The 19,730-nt window shown below is 28.3% G+C and carries 14 protein-coding genes, 1 pseudogene, 1 riboswitch and 1 other annotated feature (1 of these 17 running past the window's edge); of the genes and pseudogenes, 10 read left to right on the top strand and 5 right to left on the bottom strand.

The annotated features are described in order from the left end of the window. Window positions 1-47, top strand: a binding site (T-box leader); it begins 218 nt to the left of the window's first position. Between the two features lie 76 nt (window positions 48-123). Both IC214_RS19800 and rgaR read left to right on the top strand, forming a co-directional pair. After that, window positions 124-2,790: a valine--tRNA ligase gene (locus IC214_RS19800; protein WP_227835082.1), complete on the top strand. Its 2,667-nt coding sequence runs from the start codon at window positions 124-126 to the stop codon at window positions 2,788-2,790. Window positions 2,791-3,208: 418 nt separating this feature from the next. Continuing rightward, entirely contained in the window at window positions 3,209-3,919 is a 711-nt protein-coding gene (gene rgaR, locus IC214_RS19795; RefSeq protein ID WP_227433696.1) for a two-component system response regulator RgaR, read from the top strand. Between the two features lie 256 nt (window positions 3,920-4,175). Here the strand turns inward: rgaR and IC214_RS19790 are convergent, their stop codons facing one another. Continuing rightward, on the bottom strand, window positions 4,176-4,499 hold the full coding sequence (locus IC214_RS19790) for an AzlD domain-containing protein (protein ID WP_227433697.1): 324 nt from the start codon (window positions 4,497-4,499) through the stop codon (window positions 4,176-4,178). Beyond that, the gene (locus tag IC214_RS19785; RefSeq protein ID WP_227866936.1) at window positions 4,492-5,205 is read right to left on the bottom strand and encodes an AzlC family ABC transporter permease; all 714 of its coding nucleotides are present in this window, start codon (window positions 5,203-5,205) and stop codon (window positions 4,492-4,494) included. Before IC214_RS19785 ends, IC214_RS19790 begins: the two co-directional genes overlap by 8 nt. Before the next feature lie 738 nt (window positions 5,206-5,943). On the opposite strand from IC214_RS19785, the gene IC214_RS19780 reads away from it, so the two are divergent. After that, the gene (locus IC214_RS19780; RefSeq protein WP_227866935.1) at window positions 5,944-6,966 is read left to right on the top strand and encodes a S8 family peptidase; all 1,023 of its coding nucleotides are present in this window, start codon (window positions 5,944-5,946) and stop codon (window positions 6,964-6,966) included. Between the two features lie 129 nt (window positions 6,967-7,095). Continuing rightward, the gene (locus tag IC214_RS19775) at window positions 7,096-8,394 is read left to right on the top strand and encodes a bifunctional folylpolyglutamate synthase/dihydrofolate synthase (protein WP_227866934.1); all 1,299 of its coding nucleotides are present in this window, start codon (window positions 7,096-7,098) and stop codon (window positions 8,392-8,394) included. Between the two features lie 140 nt (window positions 8,395-8,534). On the opposite strand, the gene IC214_RS19770 is transcribed toward IC214_RS19775, so the two are convergent. Next, window positions 8,535-8,780: a TIGR03905 family TSCPD domain-containing protein gene (locus tag IC214_RS19770; RefSeq protein WP_227433701.1), complete on the bottom strand. Its 246-nt coding sequence runs from the start codon at window positions 8,778-8,780 to the stop codon at window positions 8,535-8,537. A gap of 148 nt (window positions 8,781-8,928) precedes the next feature. Here IC214_RS19770 and IC214_RS19765 point away from each other — a divergent pair, with 148 nt between their 5' ends. Continuing rightward, window positions 8,929-9,795, top strand: a complete 867-nt coding sequence (locus IC214_RS19765; protein WP_227433702.1) for a YncE family protein — start codon at window positions 8,929-8,931, stop codon at window positions 9,793-9,795. Between the two features lie 3 nt (window positions 9,796-9,798). On the opposite strand, the gene IC214_RS19760 is transcribed toward IC214_RS19765, so the two are convergent. Both IC214_RS19760 and IC214_RS19755 read right to left on the bottom strand, forming a co-directional pair. Beyond that, window positions 9,799-10,335 carry a DUF4364 family protein gene (locus IC214_RS19760; RefSeq protein WP_009891708.1) on the bottom strand — a complete coding sequence of 179 codons (537 nt, stop codon included), beginning with the start codon at window positions 10,333-10,335 and terminating at the stop codon, window positions 9,799-9,801. 190 nt (window positions 10,336-10,525) lie between these two features. After that, window positions 10,526-10,729, bottom strand: a complete 204-nt coding sequence (locus IC214_RS19755; protein ID WP_003422115.1) for an alpha/beta-type small acid-soluble spore protein — start codon at window positions 10,727-10,729, stop codon at window positions 10,526-10,528. Window positions 10,730-11,019: 290 nt separating this feature from the next. Between IC214_RS19755 and IC214_RS19750 the strand changes: the two genes are divergently transcribed. From IC214_RS19750 to IC214_RS21275, 5 genes and pseudogenes are all read left to right on the top strand, one after another. Continuing rightward, a complete protein-coding gene (locus tag IC214_RS19750; RefSeq protein ID WP_227824484.1) occupies window positions 11,020-11,784 on the top strand; it encodes a polysaccharide deacetylase family protein in 765 nt (254 codons plus the stop codon). 390 nt (window positions 11,785-12,174) lie between these two features. After that, window positions 12,175-13,488: a proline reductase-associated electron transfer protein PrdC gene (gene prdC, locus IC214_RS19745; protein ID WP_227433704.1), complete on the top strand. Its 1,314-nt coding sequence runs from the start codon at window positions 12,175-12,177 to the stop codon at window positions 13,486-13,488. Window positions 13,489-13,951: 463 nt separating this feature from the next. Continuing rightward, a riboswitch (cyclic di-GMP riboswitch) is annotated at window positions 13,952-14,037 on the top strand. Between the two features lie 579 nt (window positions 14,038-14,616). Further along, the gene (locus IC214_RS19740; RefSeq protein ID WP_227866933.1) at window positions 14,617-16,740 is read left to right on the top strand and encodes a Cys-Gln thioester bond-forming surface protein; all 2,124 of its coding nucleotides are present in this window, start codon (window positions 14,617-14,619) and stop codon (window positions 16,738-16,740) included. Between the two features lie 355 nt (window positions 16,741-17,095). Beyond that, the gene (gene prdR, locus IC214_RS19735; RefSeq protein ID WP_227433706.1) at window positions 17,096-18,856 is read left to right on the top strand and encodes a sigma-54 dependent transcriptional regulator PrdR; all 1,761 of its coding nucleotides are present in this window, start codon (window positions 17,096-17,098) and stop codon (window positions 18,854-18,856) included. A 442-nt stretch (window positions 18,857-19,298) separates the two neighbouring features. Next, a pseudogene (locus IC214_RS21275) lies at window positions 19,299-19,560 on the top strand (D-proline reductase (dithiol) proprotein PrdA); the annotation flags it as partial. Window positions 19,561-19,730 lie beyond the last annotated feature (170 nt).

Genomic DNA, 19,730 nt, shown 5'->3' with positions numbered 1-19,730 from the left:
TTTAATCTTTGGAATTAAGGTGGTAACGCGAGCTTTTCGTCCTTTTAAAAGAGGATGAAAGGCTCTTTTTTATTCCCAAAAATATTTAAAAAATTTATTTATAAAAATATAGGAGGCAATACAATGGAAAATACGAACTTATCAAAAACTTATAATCCTAAAGATTTTGAGGCTAGGCTATATAAAAAATGGATGGATGAAGGGTATTTTAAATCTAAACCAAACCCAGATAAAAAACCATTTACAATAATGATGCCGCCTCCAAATATAACAGGTCAATTGCACATGGGACATGCTCTTGACCATACTCTTCAAGATATACTTATTAGATGGAAACGTATGGATGGATATGAAGCTTTTTGGCTTCCAGGAACTGACCATGCTTCTATAGCAACTGAAGTTAAAGTTGTTGAAAGAATAAAAAAAGAAGAAGGTAAGACTAAATACGAAATAGGAAGAGAAGAATTTTTGAAGAGAGCTTGGGCATGGAGAGACGAATTTGGAGGAAAAATAGTTAATCAGCTTAAACAATTAGGAGATTCTTGTGATTGGGATAAAGAAAGATTTACTATGGATGAAGGTTGCAATGAAGCAGTTATAGAGTTCTTTGTAAACCTATATGAAAAAGGACATATATATAGAGGGAATAGAATAATAAACTGGTGTCCAGACTGTAAAACTACTTTATCAGATGCAGAAGTTGAGCATGAAGAGCAGGATGGAAACTTTTATCATATAAAATATCCATTAAAAGATAGTGAAGACTTCTTGGAAATAGCTACTACTAGACCTGAAACAATGATAGGGGATACTGGTATAGCTGTAAATCCAGAAGATGATAGATACAAACACTTAATAGGAAAAACAGCAATACTTCCATTAGTAGGAAGAGAACTTCCAATAGTTGCAGATAGTTATGTAGATTTAGAGTTTGGAACTGGTGCTGTTAAGATGACTCCAGCTCATGACCCTAACGATTTTGAAGTAGGTTTAAGACATAATCTTGAGCAATTAAATACAATGAATGAAGATGGAACTATGAACGAAGTTTGTGGAAAATATGAAGGTATGGATAGATTTGAGTGTAGAAAAGCCATCATAGCAGACTTAAAAGAACAAGGATATCTAATCAAGATAAAAGAGCATAATCACAATGTAGGAACTTGTTATAGATGCCATACAGTAATTGAGCCTAGATTATCAGAGCAATGGTTTGTTAAGATGGAAGAACTTGCAAAACCAGCTATAGAGATTCTTAAAAAAGGAGAATTAGAATTTGTTCCAGATAAATTTGATAAAACTTATTTACAATGGTTAGAAAATATAAGAGATTGGTGTATATCAAGACAATTATGGTGGGGTCATCAAATACCAGCTTACTATTGTCAAGAGTGTGGAGAAATAGTAGTTGCTAAAAAGATGCCAGATAAATGTCCTAAATGTGGAAGCACTCATTTTAAACAAGATGAAGACGCACTAGATACTTGGTTTAGTTCTGCATTATGGCCTTTCTCTACCCTAGGATGGCCAAATAAGACAGATGCATTAGATTATTATTATCCAACAAGTGTACTTGTTACAGGATACGATATAATATTCTTCTGGGTAGTTAGAATGGCATTTGCAGGTATGTTCTGTATGAATGAAAAGCCATTTGACCATGTACTAGTTCATGGCTTAGTAAGAGACTCTCAAGGTAGAAAAATGAGTAAATCTTTAGGAAATGGTATCGACCCATTAGAAATAATCGAGCAATATGGAGCTGATGCACTAAGATTTACATTAACAACTGGAAATTCCCCAGGAAATGATATGAGATTCTATATGGAAAGAGTAGAATTTGCTAGAAACTTTGCTAATAAATTGTGGAATGCATCAAGATTTGTATTTATGAATATTGATGAGGAGATAATTAAGAATATAAATAGAGAAAATGTAAAAGATAATTTAACTCTAGCTGACAAATGGATAATATCAAGAGCCAATAATATTGTAAAAGAAGCTACTAATAATATGGATAAATTTGATTTAGGGATAGCATTACAAAAGATATATGATTTTACTTGGTCAGAATACTGTGACTGGTATATTGAAATGGTAAAACCTAGATTATATGGAGATGATACAGATGCTAAGTCTGCTGCTTTATATACATTAACTTATGTACTTGAAAAAATATTAAAATTACTACATCCATATATGCCATTTATAACAGAGGAAATATATACTCATCTTCCTACTGTTGAAGGTTGTATAATAGTATCTGAATGGCCAAAATATAATGAAGAAGATAATATGGTTGATGAAGAAGAAATGATGAGTTTATTAATGGAAGGTATAAGAAGTATAAGAAATGTGAGAGCAGAAATGAATGTACCACCTTCTAAGAAAGCTAAATTAATAATAGTACCAAGTGAAGATAAGATAGAAACTATTGAACTTGGTAAGGATTATTTTATAACTTTAGCATCTGCTTCAACTGTTGAGATAGCAAAAGACAAATCAAATGTACCAGAAGATGCAGTTGGTGTAGTTATTGATGGTGTTGAAATATTCATACCTCTTAATGAATTAGTTGACTTTGAAAAAGAAATTGAAAGGCTATCTAAAGAAATGAAAAAGTTAGAGGGAGAGATAAAGAGAGTTAATGGAAAACTTGCAAATCAAGGATTCTTAGCAAAAGCTCCTGAAAGCTTAATAGAAGAAGAAAAAGCTAAAAAAGAAAAATTTGAAGAAATGATTAAATCTGTTGAGGAAAGATTAGCAAATTTAAAAACTAAAGTAAAATAAATGTGTGGGATAAAAACATACAAAGAGTACTAAATATGTATTCTTTGTATGTTTTTCTTTCTATGTAGATAAATATGATGTTATAATTTTTTAGAGATATGTGATATTTTTATCTTATTATGACTGTATTAATTTTATATTTTTGAACTTTATAATCAATAAAAAATTGATATATTATAATATTTAATATAGGATAATAAATACATGTTGCGTTTGTTTTCCTATATTTTTTATGTTGTATAGTTAAAAAAAAGATAAATATGTCAAAAAATAAGTTTATATATCAAAAATAATTGTTATGAGTAATTTAATAGACAATTTAAATTTATATCAAAATTTAAATATAAAGCTAGTTAGATACAGTTTGTAAATTGAAATAAAGTAAACTAAATGATATTTTAGATTTGGAGGTGATATTATGTTTAGGGTAGTTATATGTGATGACGAGAAAATACAAAGAAGCATACTAAAAGAGTTTGCAGAAAAACTGTTGTCTGAAAGGTGTCTAAATTATCAAATATTGGAATTTTCCTGTGGAGAAGATTTACTCTCCAAATACCCAGAAAAAATTGACATTATATTTTTGGATATCCAAATGAAAGATATTAATGGAATCGAGGTGGCTAAAAAAATAAGAAAATTTGATGAAAAGGTAGAGATTATATTTACGACAGCTTTTTCAGAGTATGCCCCACAAGGTTATGAAGTTCGTGCTTATAGGTATTTAGTAAAACCTATAGAGTATAGTAATTTCGCAATGGGTGTAAATCTTTGTATTGACAACCTTCAAAGAAAGAAGGAGCGTTATATAGTTTTGTACAATAAAAAAGGATTTAACAGAATACTGATAGATTCTATTTTGTATGTTGAAACTGTAAAGAGAGATTTAGTCGTACATACATCAGGTAGAGATTATAAAGCTAATATGAGTATGAAACAAGCGGAAAAGTTATTGTGTGAAAATGGCTTTTTTAGATGTCATACAAGTTTCATTGTTAACTTGAGAAGAATAGAAGATATTGGAGACAATATGATTACTATTAATGAAAAATTTATACCTATTAGTAAGTACAGACTTAAAGATTTAAAAGCAACTTTAACAAGCTTGTTATGTGATATAATGTATTAATTTTGAAAAAGGTAAAGAAATATAGTAAAAAATATTTAATGTCATCACAAAGCTATTGATTCAAAGCTGTCTTAATGTAGAAGAAATTTTCTATATTAAGACAGTTTCTATTATGTAAAGTTGTAATTTAGTAGTTATCAATATTGTTTTATATGTAAGGTATCCCAATTATAATCTGTATTAATTTAATTTTTAAATATTAACCTCAATATAGTATATTTTATATTTTGTACTATATCATATGTTGTATATAGTATTATAATATAATTCCAAATAAAAATATGGATATTGCACCTACAGCTATTGATACTGCAATAGATTTAAATTTATAAGCTACTAATAGTACTATTATGCCTGAAATAATCTTAGGATTAGTAAATGAAAGGTATAGATTATCTCCATTAAAGAAAATATCTTTTGCTATTAGTGAACTAAGTATAGCAATAGGTATAAATTTCATGATATCTTTAATAGATTCAGGCATATCATTTTTTGAGAATATTATCATAGGTAAAATTCTTGGAATATAAGTAACAATTGCCATGCCTAAGATAACTATAATTATGTAGTTATTATTCATAGTTGCATTCCTTTCTATGTGTTAATTTTTGAATATAAAAACCAAATAAAGCAGATAAAATAGATGCTATTATAATAACTAAACTATTCTTAAAGAAAGTATATAAAACTACTGATAATAATATAGAAAGTATAGAAACAAGTACATATATTTTATTTTTAATTTGATTAACTATTAGAGTAATGAACATAGCTGTCAGCAGAAAGCCAGCAACAGAATCGCTTATATGAACAATCTCTCCAAGAAATGCACCCACGAAGCAACTTACAGCCCATACTATTATACAAAGGTTATTTAAGTATAAAGCATGTGTATCAGTCCAATTTCCATAAGTATATTTTTCTAAGTTTATAGCAAATGTTTCATCTGTAACACCATGACAAAAATACATTAAAAATTTCATGTTCTTATTTTTTATGTGCATATGTAAGTTAGAGCTCATTAGGAAGTTGCGAAGATTCAATATAAATGTAGTTAAAATTATTGAAGTAATACTTCCGTTTGAAGCGAGCATAGAAGCAGCTACAAATTGTGAGCTACCAGCAAATACTATAAATGACATAAACAATATATAGAAGGCTGGTAGACCTGATTTTTGAAGCATAATACCACAAATAAGTCCTAAGGGAATATATCCTAGAAATATTGGGATTGATGCTAGAAAGCTTTCCTTTAAGATTTCTCTTTTTGACATGTCTTTTTTCAAATACAATCACCCCTTAAAAATAATGAATATTTATAAAATTCTATAAATAATTGTTTCATTTTATTATAGCTATTTTAGCTAGTTATATCAATGATTAAGATGGTAGCCTGTAAGTATCAAAAATTCACTTATAGTCTGTAGAACTTATGGTAATGATTTTATAAATAGTTTAATTCTATTAAAAGATTTCCTTTTATGCAATTTATTTATTGAAATATGATATAATGTATAGATATATGGTATTATTTAACATGCAAGAGAAATTTTATTTGATTGGATTTTTTAGATACTAACAAAATATAGTTTTTTAATATTACTTACGGATATTAATTTTTAGAATAGTGCTTAAATGGGTTGTACAACATATAAAGATAATTATTCCCCTAGATAAATAGAATTAAGATATATAACATTTAAATTACAAAATATGAAATATAATTAATTGTGAATAATAAATAATAAAATATACAAGGGGATTGTCTAATAAAAAAGACAGTCCCCTTTTTACAAATAATTCTAAAATGTGATATAAAACTAAAAATTTTATCGTAATATTTAACAATTTAATGACAATAATTGATATAATTAAGATGAATTAAGTATATAGTGTACTTATTTTACGTTTTTAGCAACAAATATAGCATTTAAAAGATAAATTGTGCCACATAAATTAAAGTTTAAGATGAACTATTAATGTAGATATATTAAAAACTTTTAGTAATGGAGAATATATGTGATATGAATAATAAAGTTAAGGTTGCAGTATTAGATACAGGAATAGATAAAGAACATGATTACTTAAAAGATAACTTAGTTGGAGGAATTGCTTTTGAATGTATACATGACTATATCTTTATATCAGACAAATTTGATGATGAGGATGGTCATGGAACTGCTTGTGCATCAATAATAAAAAAGGAGTATGAAGATGTAGAACTATTTGTGATAAAAGTTTTAGGTAAAGATAGTATTGCAAATATAAAGGTTCTTGAAGAGGCATTAAAATACCTTTTGGATACTAATATAAGACTGATTAACTTAAGTTTATCAGTTATAGGTGTAGAAAGTGTTAAAGGTTTATTTGAAGTTTGCTATGAATTGTTTAGAAAAGGAAAGATAATAGTATGTTCCTTAGCCAATAACTTTGACTTGAGTTATCCAGCTATGTTTAACAATGTTATAGGTGTAAGGGCTTCTACTTTAGATATAGAGAATTCTTTTTGGTACAATAAAAAATATGATGTTCAATGTGTTATGGATAGTAATTCATATATAAGTTGTGATATAAATAATTCTTTCAGATTGCCACCAAAATGTAATAGTTATGTAGCTGCAAAATTTACTGGGAAAATAGCTAAAATATTGTCAGAAGAACCAAACATAACAGTATCTGCGTTAAATAAAAAACTTGAGTCTCTAGCAACCAAAAATTGTTGGAGTAGTCGTGATTTAGACAAGTATAGTAGGATTCCAGATTTTAAAGTGGATTTATATGATAAGGAAAATGCTCTGCTTATGGAAGTTGCGGATGTTATTAGAGAGTGTTTAAATACTGAAGCTGAGAATGAAAAATTATTTCAATGTAGTCTTTTTAATAAAGAGATAGGATTAGTTTATGATAATTGTTTTAATCTATTAGAAAAATTAGAGAAAAGATTTGATTTGAAATTTAATTATATGGATATATCAAAATATGACTTAGTTTCAATATATACATTAACTGAATTAGTAGAAAGATATAAAAATACAAAAAATAAATAAAAATTTATTAACTAAATTTAATGTAGAAGGTGTTAGATTATATGTATTCTTTGTCAGTAGATTAAAAGTTAAAAATATACTATAATTAGATAACATAAAATAAAATGCCAATACAGGGGGAATTAGATAATGAAATATGAAGAAGCATTAGAATATATATCACAAACCAATAAGTTTGGTATAAGATTAGGGTTAGAGAATATTGGAAAATTATTAGAACTGTTGGGAAATCCACAAGAAACTTTAAATATAATACATGTAGCTGGAACTAATGGAAAAGGTTCAGTGTGTTCTTTTATTTCTAATATATTAAGAGAAAGTGGATATAAGGTCGGCTTATACACATCTCCATATCTAGAAACTTTTACTGAGCGTATAAGAGTAAATGGAGAGAATATACCACAAGAAGATGTTGCTAGAATAATTGGTTTAATAAAAGAAAAGATAGAAGTCATGGTAAGCCAAGGTTATGCATATCCAACTGAATTTGAAGTGGTTACTGCAATGGCATTTTATTACTATTCCGAGCAGAAATTAGATTTTGTAGCTTTAGAAGTTGGATTAGGTGGAAGATATGATGCTACAAATATAATAACAAAATCACTTGTAAGTGTAATAACATCTATAAGTTTAGACCATACAGGAATACTTGGAGATACAATAGAAAAAATAGCATATGAAAAAGCTGGTATAATAAAGGAAAATGGAATAGTACTTGTATATGACCAGACTGATGAAGCAAAGGATGTTATAAAGTCAGTTTGCAAAGAAAAAAATGCAAAATACATAGAAGTTAATTTTGATGATATAAATATAAAAAAATCAAACATAAACTCTCAAATATATGACTGTAATATAATGGGAGAAACTTATAAGAATCTTGAAATAATGTTGATAGGTGAACATCAAATAAATAATTCTATATTGGCAATGAGTGTACTAAAATATCTAAAAGATATAAAAAAATTAGATAATATAAGTGAAGAATCTATAAGAAAAGGTCTTATAACTACTAAATGGCCAGGAAGAATAGAAAAGATAAAAGAAAGTCCAATATTTATAATAGATGGAGCACATAACGAAGATGGAGCAAAATCTTTAGCAAAAGCACTTGATAAACATTTTAAAGACAAAAAACTAACTTTATTAATAGGCATGTTGGAAGATAAAGATATTGATGGTGTCTTGGACATACTAATGCCTAAATTTAGCAAAGTAGTGACAACAACTCCTAATAATCCAAGAGCTATAAATTCAGATATATTAAAAGAAAAAATATTAAAATATGTAAGTGATGTAACATCAAAGCATGAAATAGAAGATGCAGTTAATTATACATTGGAAACATCAAACAAAGATGATATTATAATAAGTGCAGGTTCTTTATATATGATAGGCACAGTTAGAACTTTGGTAAAGAAATTATAATCTTATAAAATAAATACATAGATATAAATATATGGATATAAATAAAAGATATATAAAGAGGAGTTGGCTAAAATAATAGACAACTCCTTTTTTAATGAAATCAGTTTTTAGATTAGCGTATCACTATATATTAGTAATATCTATATAGATTGACGAATAGCTTTAGATAATTGGTCTGGGCAAGAAGTACCCTTACCTCCACAATCAATACCATTTAATTTATCAGCAATTTCAAGAGCATTTTGACCAATTATTAAACTCTTAAGCCCTAATAAATTTCCATTACATCCGCCTATAAACTCAGCATCAACAATCACATTATTTTCATCAACTTCAAAAAACATCTCTCTACAACAAACACCACTTGGGTTAAAAGTAACCTTCATAAAAAAGACCTCCATTAATTATTATTTCATTGTGTCAACATCAATAATAATACCAAATATATGTATAATAATGCAACTATAAAGCATAATACAAGCTAATAAAATAATATATTATTGTAGTATATGTATTGTAGAGAGGAGGGGTTATGTGAAAATCTATATTTCTAACTACCTATCAAAGAGCATTAGTATAGTTGATTATTCTACACTTGAACTAGAAAAAGAAATAGTATTAGAGGATAATATATATCCACATCATTTTTGCATAGAAAAGGAAAAAAATTTGATATACATACCTAGTTCGAGCAATGGAATACTATATGTTTTAGACTTAAGTAATGATAAAATAATTGATACTGTTTCTATAGGAGGAAGTCTTAGTCAAGTTATGCTTAGTGATAATGAGCTATTTGTAGCAAATGAAGATTCAAATAGCATATATGTGTTGGATAAAAATACATTAAATCCAATAGGAATCATTGGTGTTGATAATATGCCACATGGATTTGATTTTGACAGAGAGAGTAAAAAGTTATATGTACCATGTATAAATTCGATAGTATGTATAGACACAATAAATAAAAGTATACAAAAGAAAATCAATATGGACTTTAGAGCATGGCATATAGCACTTGATAAACAAAAGAAAGAAATGTATATATCAACACTTGATGGAAAGCTTGTAATAGTTGATGAAGTAAGTATGGATATAAAAAAGGTATTATATGAATTCTTATTGCCAGTAGAAATAAGGTTTAATTATAGTGGGAAAAAAGTTTATGTTGCTGACTTGGGTTATAATAATGTAAGAATTTTGGATTATACAACAAGTAAATATATTGGAAATATTGAAATAGATGGAATTCCTCAGGGATTAGAAATATCTAAAGATGAAAAGTTATTATTTGTATCAGATACTCAAGAAAATTCAGTTAAAGTATATGAAACTGCAAATAATAAATTAATAAAAGTAATCAAGGTAGGAAAAGAGCCTACAACTATAGTTTGTTTGTAGGCCTTAATGTATGTCTCTTATAAGTAAGTCGATAACTTCAGCATACATATAAGATGCATTGTTTTTCCAATTGTTACAAATAAGTTTTGCTTGTTTCTCTGATGAAACATTTAGATTTAAATCTATTAAGTTAGATTGATTTTCTATGACTCTAAGATTGACAATAAATTCATTATCACTTTGTTTTACGAAGCTAGATTTTACTTGAGTATCTGCTAGTAAATTTTCTTTATTAGAATCTATATACTTGTCTATTTTTTCAGTAACACTAGTAGGTATTCGATTAAAAAAGTATTCTAGACTTTCTACACCTCTTTGAGTAAGAGCATAATATTCTCTGTCAGAGTCTTTATATGTAGTCAAAAACTTAGATTCCATAAGCTGAGATAAAAGCTGTTGTAATGAAAAGTAATTCATCATTTCAGTCTCTAATACTACTTGAGTTATTTGAGAATTAGTTAAATCCATTTTAATTTTTTCCAATATATACAAAATTAAAAGTTTGTGATAAGCTAATTCTTCAGATGAGTTTTCAAACATAAATATCATCCTCCGTCAAACTATTTCTATATATAATATATTAAACTAATTTATACAAAATTAAAAGAATAATTTGTATAGTATCATTAATCTTTAACAAATTAGATAAAATTAATTTTATAAATGAAGACAAGAAAACAGGGCTACCAATCGGCAGCCCTGTTGATACCCAGGTGTCAAAATTTACTATCTATTTTCCAGCCATTTGTCTTTCAGCCATTTCAACTAATTTCTTAGTCATGTATCCACCAACATATCCATTTTCTCTAGCTGTTAAGTTACCTTTGTCTATGTTTTCATAGTTAGATAAACCTATTTCGTTAGCTATTTCTAATTTCATTTGATTTAAAGCTGCTTTTGCTTCTGGCACTACTGTTCTGTTTGAATTTGACATAGTAAATTTCCTCCTTAAATAATTAGTTTATGATGTCTAACAACACTTTTATTTATGTGATGTTAATACTAATTTCTCCAAAATAAAAATAATATATACAGAAAAATAAAGGTAAAAATGTAAAAAATATAAAAAAATTAAAAAAAGTAGTATTTTAAAGGATTTAATTGGCCTAATATAGAGTTTATTTTTTTATTTGTTGTCCTATAAATTAAATATTACAGTACTTTTTTGAGCTAAAAAAAAATAAATTTTAAATATAGAAGAATTTATTTAAAAGGGGGAACAGTATGAAAAGAGAAGTTAAGAGAACTAAAGCTTTAATATATAGTGTTTTATTTTTTTCACTATTATTGGTACTAATATTTGCTCTTGTTTATGGAATAAAATATGTGTGCTCTAAATCTGATAACTCAAAAATGCCTATATATAGAGTTGATACAAATGAGAAAAAGATAGCTCTGAGTTTTGATGTTGCTTGGGGAACTGATAACATGGATGATATTCTTAAAATTTTGGATAAACATAACATAAAAGCTACTTTTTTTCTAGTTGGTAGTTGGGTGGATGATAACAAAGAAATTGTTAAAGCTATAGATGAAAAAGGACATGAGATTGGAAATCATTCAAATACACATGCTAATTTAAAAGAGATATCAAAAGAGGATATAAAAGAAGAAATAGAAACTACATCGGAAAAAATATTTAGCATAACAGGTAAAAAGACTAATCTATTTAGACCACCTTTTGGAGACGTAAACAATAAAGCTATGGACATTTGTGGGGATTTAGGTTATAAAGTAATTAAGTGGGATGTAGATTCGATAGATTGGAAAGAGCTTGGCCCAAATCATGTAATTGAAAAAGTAATAAAAGAATCTCAGCCTGGTTCAATAGTTTTATTTCATGCTAATATAAATGATGTAGATAACTATTTGGACACCATAATAAATAGACTTAAAAAAGATGGATATAGCTTAGTAAAAATATCTGATTTATTATATAAAGACAATTACATAGTTGATTCTAATGGAGTACAAAAACTAAAAAATTAATAATTAATAAATGTATATTTTTAGCAGTGTTGTGGAAAATTATATAGTATATGTTAGAAAAGTGTCGATAAAAAGACGGTGTCTGTTTTTTGACACTTTTTTATGTATGTATGTAATATCAATAATTATAGATTAAATCAGTAAAAAAAACGTCTAATAATTGACTTTTTTTTATTGGGTTTAAATGATTAAATTGAATTATAAACGCTGTAAGATAGTATTTTCAAAGGGTATAACTTTGTTTAAAAGTTGGCATAGAAATTGCTTTGATAATAAGCGATATGTTCTATAGAAATAAACAATATGTTAAAGTCTTGTAATAGAAAAACAAGATTAATATTATTTGAACAGCTTATAAAAAAAATTAATATATTTAAGGGGGCGTACTAGTTGAACAAACTATATTCTATTTTATTAAAACAACACGTTGGTGGTCCAGATAAGCCAGTAGTAAGTGTTGGAGATGTAGTAAAAAAAGGAACTCTAATCGCAGAACCAGCTGGATTAGGAGCAAATATTTATGCCAGTGTTAGTGGAAAAATAAGTGAAATAAATGACCAAGCTATAGTAATTGAAGCTGATGAAGCACAAGATGATACTTTTGAACCATTAAAAGGAGAAAGTATACTTGACTTAATTAAAGAAGCTGGAGTTGTAGGAATGGGTGGAGCAGGATTCCCTACTCATATAAAATTAAACATAGATTTAAAAGGTGGAACAATATTAGCAAATGCAGCTGAATGTGAACCTTTACTAGCTCATAACATAAAAGAAATAGAAGAAAATCCAGAAATAGTTTACAAAGGTATAAAATATGCTATGGAAGTTACTAATGCTGGAAAAGGTATGCTAGCAATAAAAAGCAAACATCCAGAAGCAATAGCAGCATTCAAAAAAGTAATAAAACCAGGAGACAATATAGAAGTTGCTGAACTAGTTGATATGTACCCAATGGGAGAAGAGAGAGCTATAGTAAGAGATGTTCTAGGAAAATTACTTGAGCCAACTCAATTACCTTCAGAAGCTAATGCAGTAGTAATAAACGTAGAAACATTAACTAGAATAGTAGAAGCTGTTGAGCAAAAAAGACCAGTTATATCTAAAAATATAACTGTAGTTGGTCAATTAAACAGTGGAAAAGAATCTATAGTATTTGAAGATGTGCCAATCGGAACTACTGTTGGAGAATTAATTGAAAGAGCTGGTGGAATAAAAGGTGAATATGGTGAAATAATCCTAGGAGGACCTTTCACAGGAAAAGCTACTACTTTAGATACTCCAATAACTAAAACTAGTGGTGGTATAATAGTTACTATGCCATTTGTTAATGAAAAAAGAAAAATGGGTCTTTTAGTCTGTGCATGTGGACCTAACGAAGAAAGAATGAGAGACATAGCAGCTAAAATGGGCGTTACTGATATAGTATCAGTTCAAAAATGTAAACAAGCTCAAGAAATAAAAGGTGCATTAAAATGTGAAAATCCAGGACACTGTCCAGGACAAGCTCAAAAATGTATAGAATTTAAAAAAGCTGGAGCAGAAGTTATATTAATAGGTAACTGTACTGACTGTAGTAATACAGTAATGGGTTCTGCACCAAAATTAAAATTAGGTGTATATCATATAACTGACCATGTAATGAGAACAGTTAATCACCCATTAATAAGAAGAATAAAAGGTGACGTAAGATTAAAAATAAAATAATTAATTAATGTAAAATCATATATTAATTAATGTAAAATCATATAATAAAAACATCTTTAGAAGTGAGTCTTAAAAATTACTTCTGAGGATGTTTTTTTATGTAATATATAAGTTAAATTTATAAAATATATAAATGAAATGGAAAAAATAGACAAAAATTAATCTATATTGTATAATAATGACAATAGCTATTAAAATTATATCAGACAAAAATAGTAAAGCTCAAGTATGTGATTTGTGTTGACATATATAAATTAAATTTAGTTAACTATCCAATAGAGTAAAAGTTTTTGTGTTATTTAAAGATACTCCATGGTATCTTTTTTAGTATAGAAACGAATTTTTGTCTTATATTAGAAAAATTATTTTGAAATATTAGTTTGTATTTTAATACATTCATAAAAAGTGCACTTAAAGAGTTAAAGCATTGAACAAAATATTAAAAAAATAAAAATTACAAAAACCTATTTATAGAAACTTTGAAGTATATCTTAAATTTGGGCACTTAAGGGATATATGGAGTTAGTAGTGCAACCTGCTATAAATATAAATAGGAGTAACTTTTAATTATCAAAAATATATAAACAGATATAATAAAGTACATAAATCATAGTAAATATAAAATATATTTTTGAAATAGCTCCCTACATTCATAAAGAGTGTAGAGTGGCAGAACATCTGCCCAAAACTCCTTTAATTGCTGGAAGTTCCTAAAGCTAACTAAACCACAACATAATCATGAAATAAGGATAGATGTGATAGAGTGTCTATTTGATAGATACTTGATGGTTACGAAAGTAGAAAAAATTAGTTAGATAGCATAAGGTTAAATCCTAAGTGCCTTAAAAATGGATAATCAGCAGGTAAGCTTCGAAAAGAAGAAACTTCAACGACTAGAGAGAAATCTCGTACCTACAAGTGTGGGGAAATGGGGAGTACCTAATTATTAGGTAATGATATAGTCTGTGCTTAATAGAAATATTAAGAAGTTCATTAGAGAACTGGTTAGGATTAACGACCCTAATTGAACACGCTAAAGATGTATTGCGTAATCAAATCTATACAAGAATATAATATTTTGAATTATATTAGATAGATACAATATATATTTTTAGTATCAGGAGAATTTTGAAAGTAAAAATTAAAAAATCAAGCATAATTAGTTTAGCCATCGCTTTTAGTATGGTATTTGCTACATTTACGCCAATAGTATCTTACGCTGCTGAAATGAAGGGCAAAGATGTAGTTCTTGATGGTGAGAAGCCATCAGAGGGGCAAACTCCAGAAGGAGAACAACCATCAGGGGGACAAACTCCAGAAGGAGAACAACCATCAGGGGGACAAACTCCAGAAGGAGAACAACCATCAGAGGGACAAACTCCAGAAGGGGAACAACCATCAGAGGGACAAACTCCAGAAGGGGAACAACCATCAGAGGGACAAACTCCAGAAGGGGAACAACCATCAGAGGGACAAACTCCAGAGGGAGAGCAACCATCAGAGGGGCAAACTCCAGAGGGAGAACAACCATCAGAGGGGCAAACTCCAGAGGGAGAGCAACCATCAGAGGGGCAAACTCCAGAGGGAGAACAACCATCGGATGAACAAACTCCAGAAGAAGGACTAGTAGTAGAAGAAATGAACTTAAAGCAAAATATTGAGAAAATTCTTGATATGACTTTATCTCAGATAACTAAAATTGTATATAATTTCTGGGAAGATGAAGAATCTGTAAAAACAGATGAACAATCAGAAATTAGACAAGTACTTACTTCAAAAGATCAAAATTTACATCTATGGTATGATAAAAAAGCAAAAGTAAAAAATACATGTTTACTAAAAGAAGATGGTTCAAATAGACCTTATTATGATATAAGATTTGATGATATTACAAAGACGTTAACTTTTGATTATATAGTAGAGGGTCTTATAGGCGCAAGTACTAAAGATAACAAATATATAATAGATGGAGAAGATGGCGAACAAACTGCATTTTGTTATAATAATCATCTAAAAGCTCCAACCAGTGATGGTAAGAGTCCATATTTACCAGCAGAAGATTTTAATGGTCAAGAAAATAAAAATGAAGATGCAATTAAATCTATAATCTATGCAGGTTCTGAATTTGATGGATTTGGATATAAACAACAGTTCAATTTAGGTGGAGAAGAAAATGAAGGTGCAGTTTATTCAGCAACTCAAAGTGCAATATGGATTATGCTTGGACAAGTGGATGAACAAGCAAAACTTAAACAATATCAAGGAAGTATAAACTTTTATGATATACTTATAGAAAGTGCAAAGACTGAAGAAGAAAAAGCTGAATATCAAAAAGGTAAAGAACAAGCAATAAATATAAAAGCTTATTTAGAAGCATTGTTAGATGCAGGTCATAAACAACTAAAACCAGATGATACAGGAAAACCTAGCCTAAGCAATGGTTCAACTGATATTAAATTTGATAAAAATGAAGATGGAACTTATGAAACAGAAGCTATAGCTTTAGTGGGTTATAGTGGTGTAGTTAAGTTAAGATTGCCAAATGGAGTAACTGCCTATGACGAAGAGGGCAATATAATAGGTACAGGTGAAGTAGAAGTTTCAACACAACATAAATTTAAACTTAAAAGTGTTGAAAAGCCAGATTCAAAGGCTAATATCTCTGCAGTATCTTATGATTATATTTTCCCTAAAGCTATTCAATATTATAAGTCAGTTTTTGATTTTGGAGAGAAAGACCATTCATCTTTATTACCAGCTAGTAAGCAAAATTTATTGAGTTATACAATAGAACAAAAGAATGGTGAAGAAGTTAACTTTAATATAGGTTTACCAACAGATGGAGGTTCAGATGTAAATCCACCAGTGCCACCAACAGATGATACTGTAAATCCACCAGTACCACCATCAGGAGGAGGAGACTCAAATGGACATAAGCCATCACCACCAACAGATGATACAGTGATAAATCCACCAGTGCCACCAGCAGATGATACAGTGATAAACCCACCAGTACCACCAACAGATGATACTGTGATAAACCCACCAGTGCCACCAACAGGTGATACAGTGGTAGATACATCAGTACCACCAACAGATGATACTGTAATAAATCCACCAGTACCACCAACAGATGATACTGTGGTAAAATCACCAAAAACAGGTGACGAAACTCAAATAATGTCATATGTATTTATTGGCATAATTGCAATTTGTGGATTAGGGTATCATTGTAAAAGAGCAAAAAATTAATCTAGATTATTACTTATTAAGTTTAAAAATACATTGTCTCAAATTGATTTAAAAATCGTTTTGAGACATTTTTTTTGCGTAAGTATAACTTATTTTAAAGTGTACACTAACTGTTTTATGAATAGAAAAATGGTTTGAAGGTGAAAATAGTATTGAAAAAGTAATGTACTAAGTATATAATTCATTTGATTTTATTTGTATGAATTAAAAGTCAATTTTAGTGATTATACAAATTTAGATATTAATCTCTTAAGAAATTTTAATATTAATTATTCAATAAATTATTATTATAATATGCTAGAATAAATATATATAAATAAGTTTTGATGAGGTACTACTATAAAGGGGGGACTTTATGTTTTCGATACCAGAAGTAAAAAAAGTAGAAGAAGTAATGGATACAAAATTTACAACTATAGACGAAGACACAAAAATAGAAAGTGCAATAAAAGAAATGATAAGAAGTAATACAAAAACTCTAATGGTAATAGATTCATCTAGTGAATTAAAAGGAATTATATCTATGACTGATATACATAATCTTTATGAGATGCATAAAAAATATGAAGGCCAACCAGTAAAACTTATAATGAAAAAAGATGTTATATATGTCAGTGAAGGCTTAACCTTAGATGAGTGTAGAGATATAATGATATTAAAAAATATAGGTATTCTTCCTGTGCTTAGAGATAATAAAATCATTGGTGTCTTGAAACAAGAGCATATTAGAGATTATTTATACATGCATTTAGAAGATTATGGATTAACTTTAAAATACATTATAGGTCAGATTAAAGAAGGAATTTGTGCTATAAATAATGAAGGTGTTGTAATTTTATGGAATAATTTTATGGAAGAAAGGTATGATATAAAGTCTGAAGACATAGTGGGTCGACCGATGAACGAGTTTTTGGAAAATACTATTTCAGAAAAAGTACTAAATAGTAAAGTCGGTATGAGTGATTTATATTTTACTGACAAAAAAGAAAACATGTATGCATTAGTTCATGCAAATCCTATATTTTATAAAGAAGAATTCATTGGTGTTGTATGTACTGAAGTAGACGTTACAGAAGCTAAGATATTAGCTCTTGAACTTGAAAAAGTAAATGATACATTAAAATATTTAAAAGATGAAGTAAAAAATTTATCTAAAGGTAGCTTTGACAAGATTTTAGGTAAAAGTTATAAATTGGAAAAATCGAAAGCGATTGCAAAACAAGTAGCTAGAACCAACAGTAGTATATTCATTTGGGGCGAAAGTGGTACAGGTAAAGAAGTATTTGCTAGAGCTATTCATGATTATAGTGAGAGAAAAGGTCAATTTATACCTGTTAACTGTAGTGCTATACCAAATGAATTATTTGAGAGCGAATTTTTTGGTTATGAATCAGGTGCATTCACTGGAGCAAGTAAAAAAGGTAGAATAGGTATATTTGAACTTGCGAAGGATGGAACAGTATTTTTGGATGAAATCGCAGATTTACCTCTTAGTATGCAAGCTAAATTGCTTAGAGTATTGCAAGAAAAAGAAATAAGACGAGTTGGTGGAGATACTACAATAAAAATAAATCCTAGAATAATATCAGCTACTAATAAAGATTTAGAAAAAATGGTAAAAGCAGAAAAATTTAGAGAAGATTTATATTATAGATTAAATGTTGTAGAAATAAAAATACCACCTCTTAGAGAGAGAAAAGAAGATATAGGATTATTAGTGCATAGTTTCTTGGAAGAAATATGCAAACAAAACAATAAGCCTGTTCTTACAATAAGTAAAGATGTAATTGATATATTTCAAAATTATAGATGGAAAGGGAATATAAGGGAATTAAAAAACACAATTGAAAATATTGTTGTCCTATCCCAAAATCCTAGAATAGAAGTAGATGATGTACCAAGCTATATGATGGATTCTAGAAATAACAATACAGAGGAAGAAGAATATCCTCTAGATTTGACGAAAGCTACTCAAAAGATTGAAGTAAAAAATATAACAAAGGCACTTAAAATGTCTAATGGAAATAAAGCTAAAGCTGCTAAAATATTAAACATACCAAGAACTACGTTATATTATAAGATAGATCAGTATAAAATAGATGTGTCTAAAATATGACACATGACTAAATTTTGACAAAATAATAATCTTTAATTTGAAACCAAGCAAAATCAATGTTTGGAGTAGTATGATATATGTGACTGTGTTAAAAAAAATAAAAAAGTGTTGATTAATTGACACTTTTTTTGTTTTGAGAAAATGTTTCCAAACATAAAAAACAGGGTGTTGTAAATAAATAGTTATATAATATTTGGCTAAAAATAGCGATAGAGGAAGGTTGTATTATAGAAAATATCTTTTTGTTAATAAGTTGGCATAGGAATTGCTTATATATAAAGTGACTTCAAATGAGAAAAAAATAGTATTAATTATGACGATTTATGTAAGTTGAAAAGTTTTAACACTTAGGGCTGTTAGTAGGGAACAGTAAATATGTTAATTATTAAGAGTGTTAGGGCATCAATATAAATTAAAAATCAAATGAAGGAGGCATTTTATTATGTCAATAACTTTAGAAACAGCTCAAGCCCATGCAAATGATCCAGCAGTATGCTGCTGTAGATTTGAAGAAGGAACAATAATAGCACCAGAAAACTTAGAAGACCCAGCAATATTTGGAGATTTAGAAGATTCAGGATTATTAGTTATTCCAGAAAATCATTTAACAGTTGGTCAAGTATTAGGAGCTAAATTAACAAAAACTTTAGACGCATTATCTCCAATGACTACAGATAATGTAGAAGGATATAAAGTAGCAAAAACAGATGCTGAAGAATCTGCTAAAGAAGTAGAAGCTCCAGTAGCTCAAGTAACGCCAGCTCAAGGTGCTACAGTTCAAGCTACAACAGGTCAAGTAATAAAAATACACATAAAAGAAGGTAAAGATATAAACTTAGAAATACCTTTGAAAATAGCTGCTCAAATGGGAGTA

It is taken from the genome of Clostridioides sp. ES-S-0190-01 (assembly GCF_020658275.1).
In the GTDB taxonomy this organism is placed as follows: Bacteria; Bacillota; Clostridia; order Peptostreptococcales; family Peptostreptococcaceae; genus Clostridioides.
The sequence above is the reverse complement of the archived record's forward strand: the minus strand, read 5'-3'. Positions and strand labels throughout refer to the sequence as shown.

Coding starts and splice junctions, on each gene's coding strand:
- IC214_RS19800 (WP_227835082.1), top strand. CDS start 124: ATGGAAAATACGAACTTATCAAAAACTTATAATCCTAAAGATTTTGAG.
- rgaR (WP_227433696.1), top strand. CDS start 3,209: ATGTTTAGGGTAGTTATATGTGATGACGAGAAAATACAAAGAAGCATA.
- IC214_RS19790 (WP_227433697.1), bottom strand. CDS start 4,499: ATGAATAATAACTACATAATTATAGTTATCTTAGGCATGGCAATTGTT.
- IC214_RS19780 (WP_227866935.1), top strand. CDS start 5,944: ATGAATAATAAAGTTAAGGTTGCAGTATTAGATACAGGAATAGATAAA.
- IC214_RS19775 (WP_227866934.1), top strand. CDS start 7,096: ATGAAATATGAAGAAGCATTAGAATATATATCACAAACCAATAAGTTT.
- IC214_RS19770 (WP_227433701.1), bottom strand. CDS start 8,780: ATGAAGGTTACTTTTAACCCAAGTGGTGTTTGTTGTAGAGAGATGTTT.
- IC214_RS19760 (WP_009891708.1), bottom strand. CDS start 10,335: ATGTTTGAAAACTCATCTGAAGAATTAGCTTATCACAAACTTTTAATT.
- IC214_RS19755 (WP_003422115.1), bottom strand. CDS start 10,729: ATGTCAAATTCAAACAGAACAGTAGTGCCAGAAGCAAAAGCAGCTTTA.
- IC214_RS19750 (WP_227824484.1), top strand. CDS start 11,020: ATGAAAAGAGAAGTTAAGAGAACTAAAGCTTTAATATATAGTGTTTTA.
- prdR (WP_227433706.1), top strand. CDS start 17,096: ATGTTTTCGATACCAGAAGTAAAAAAAGTAGAAGAAGTAATGGATACA.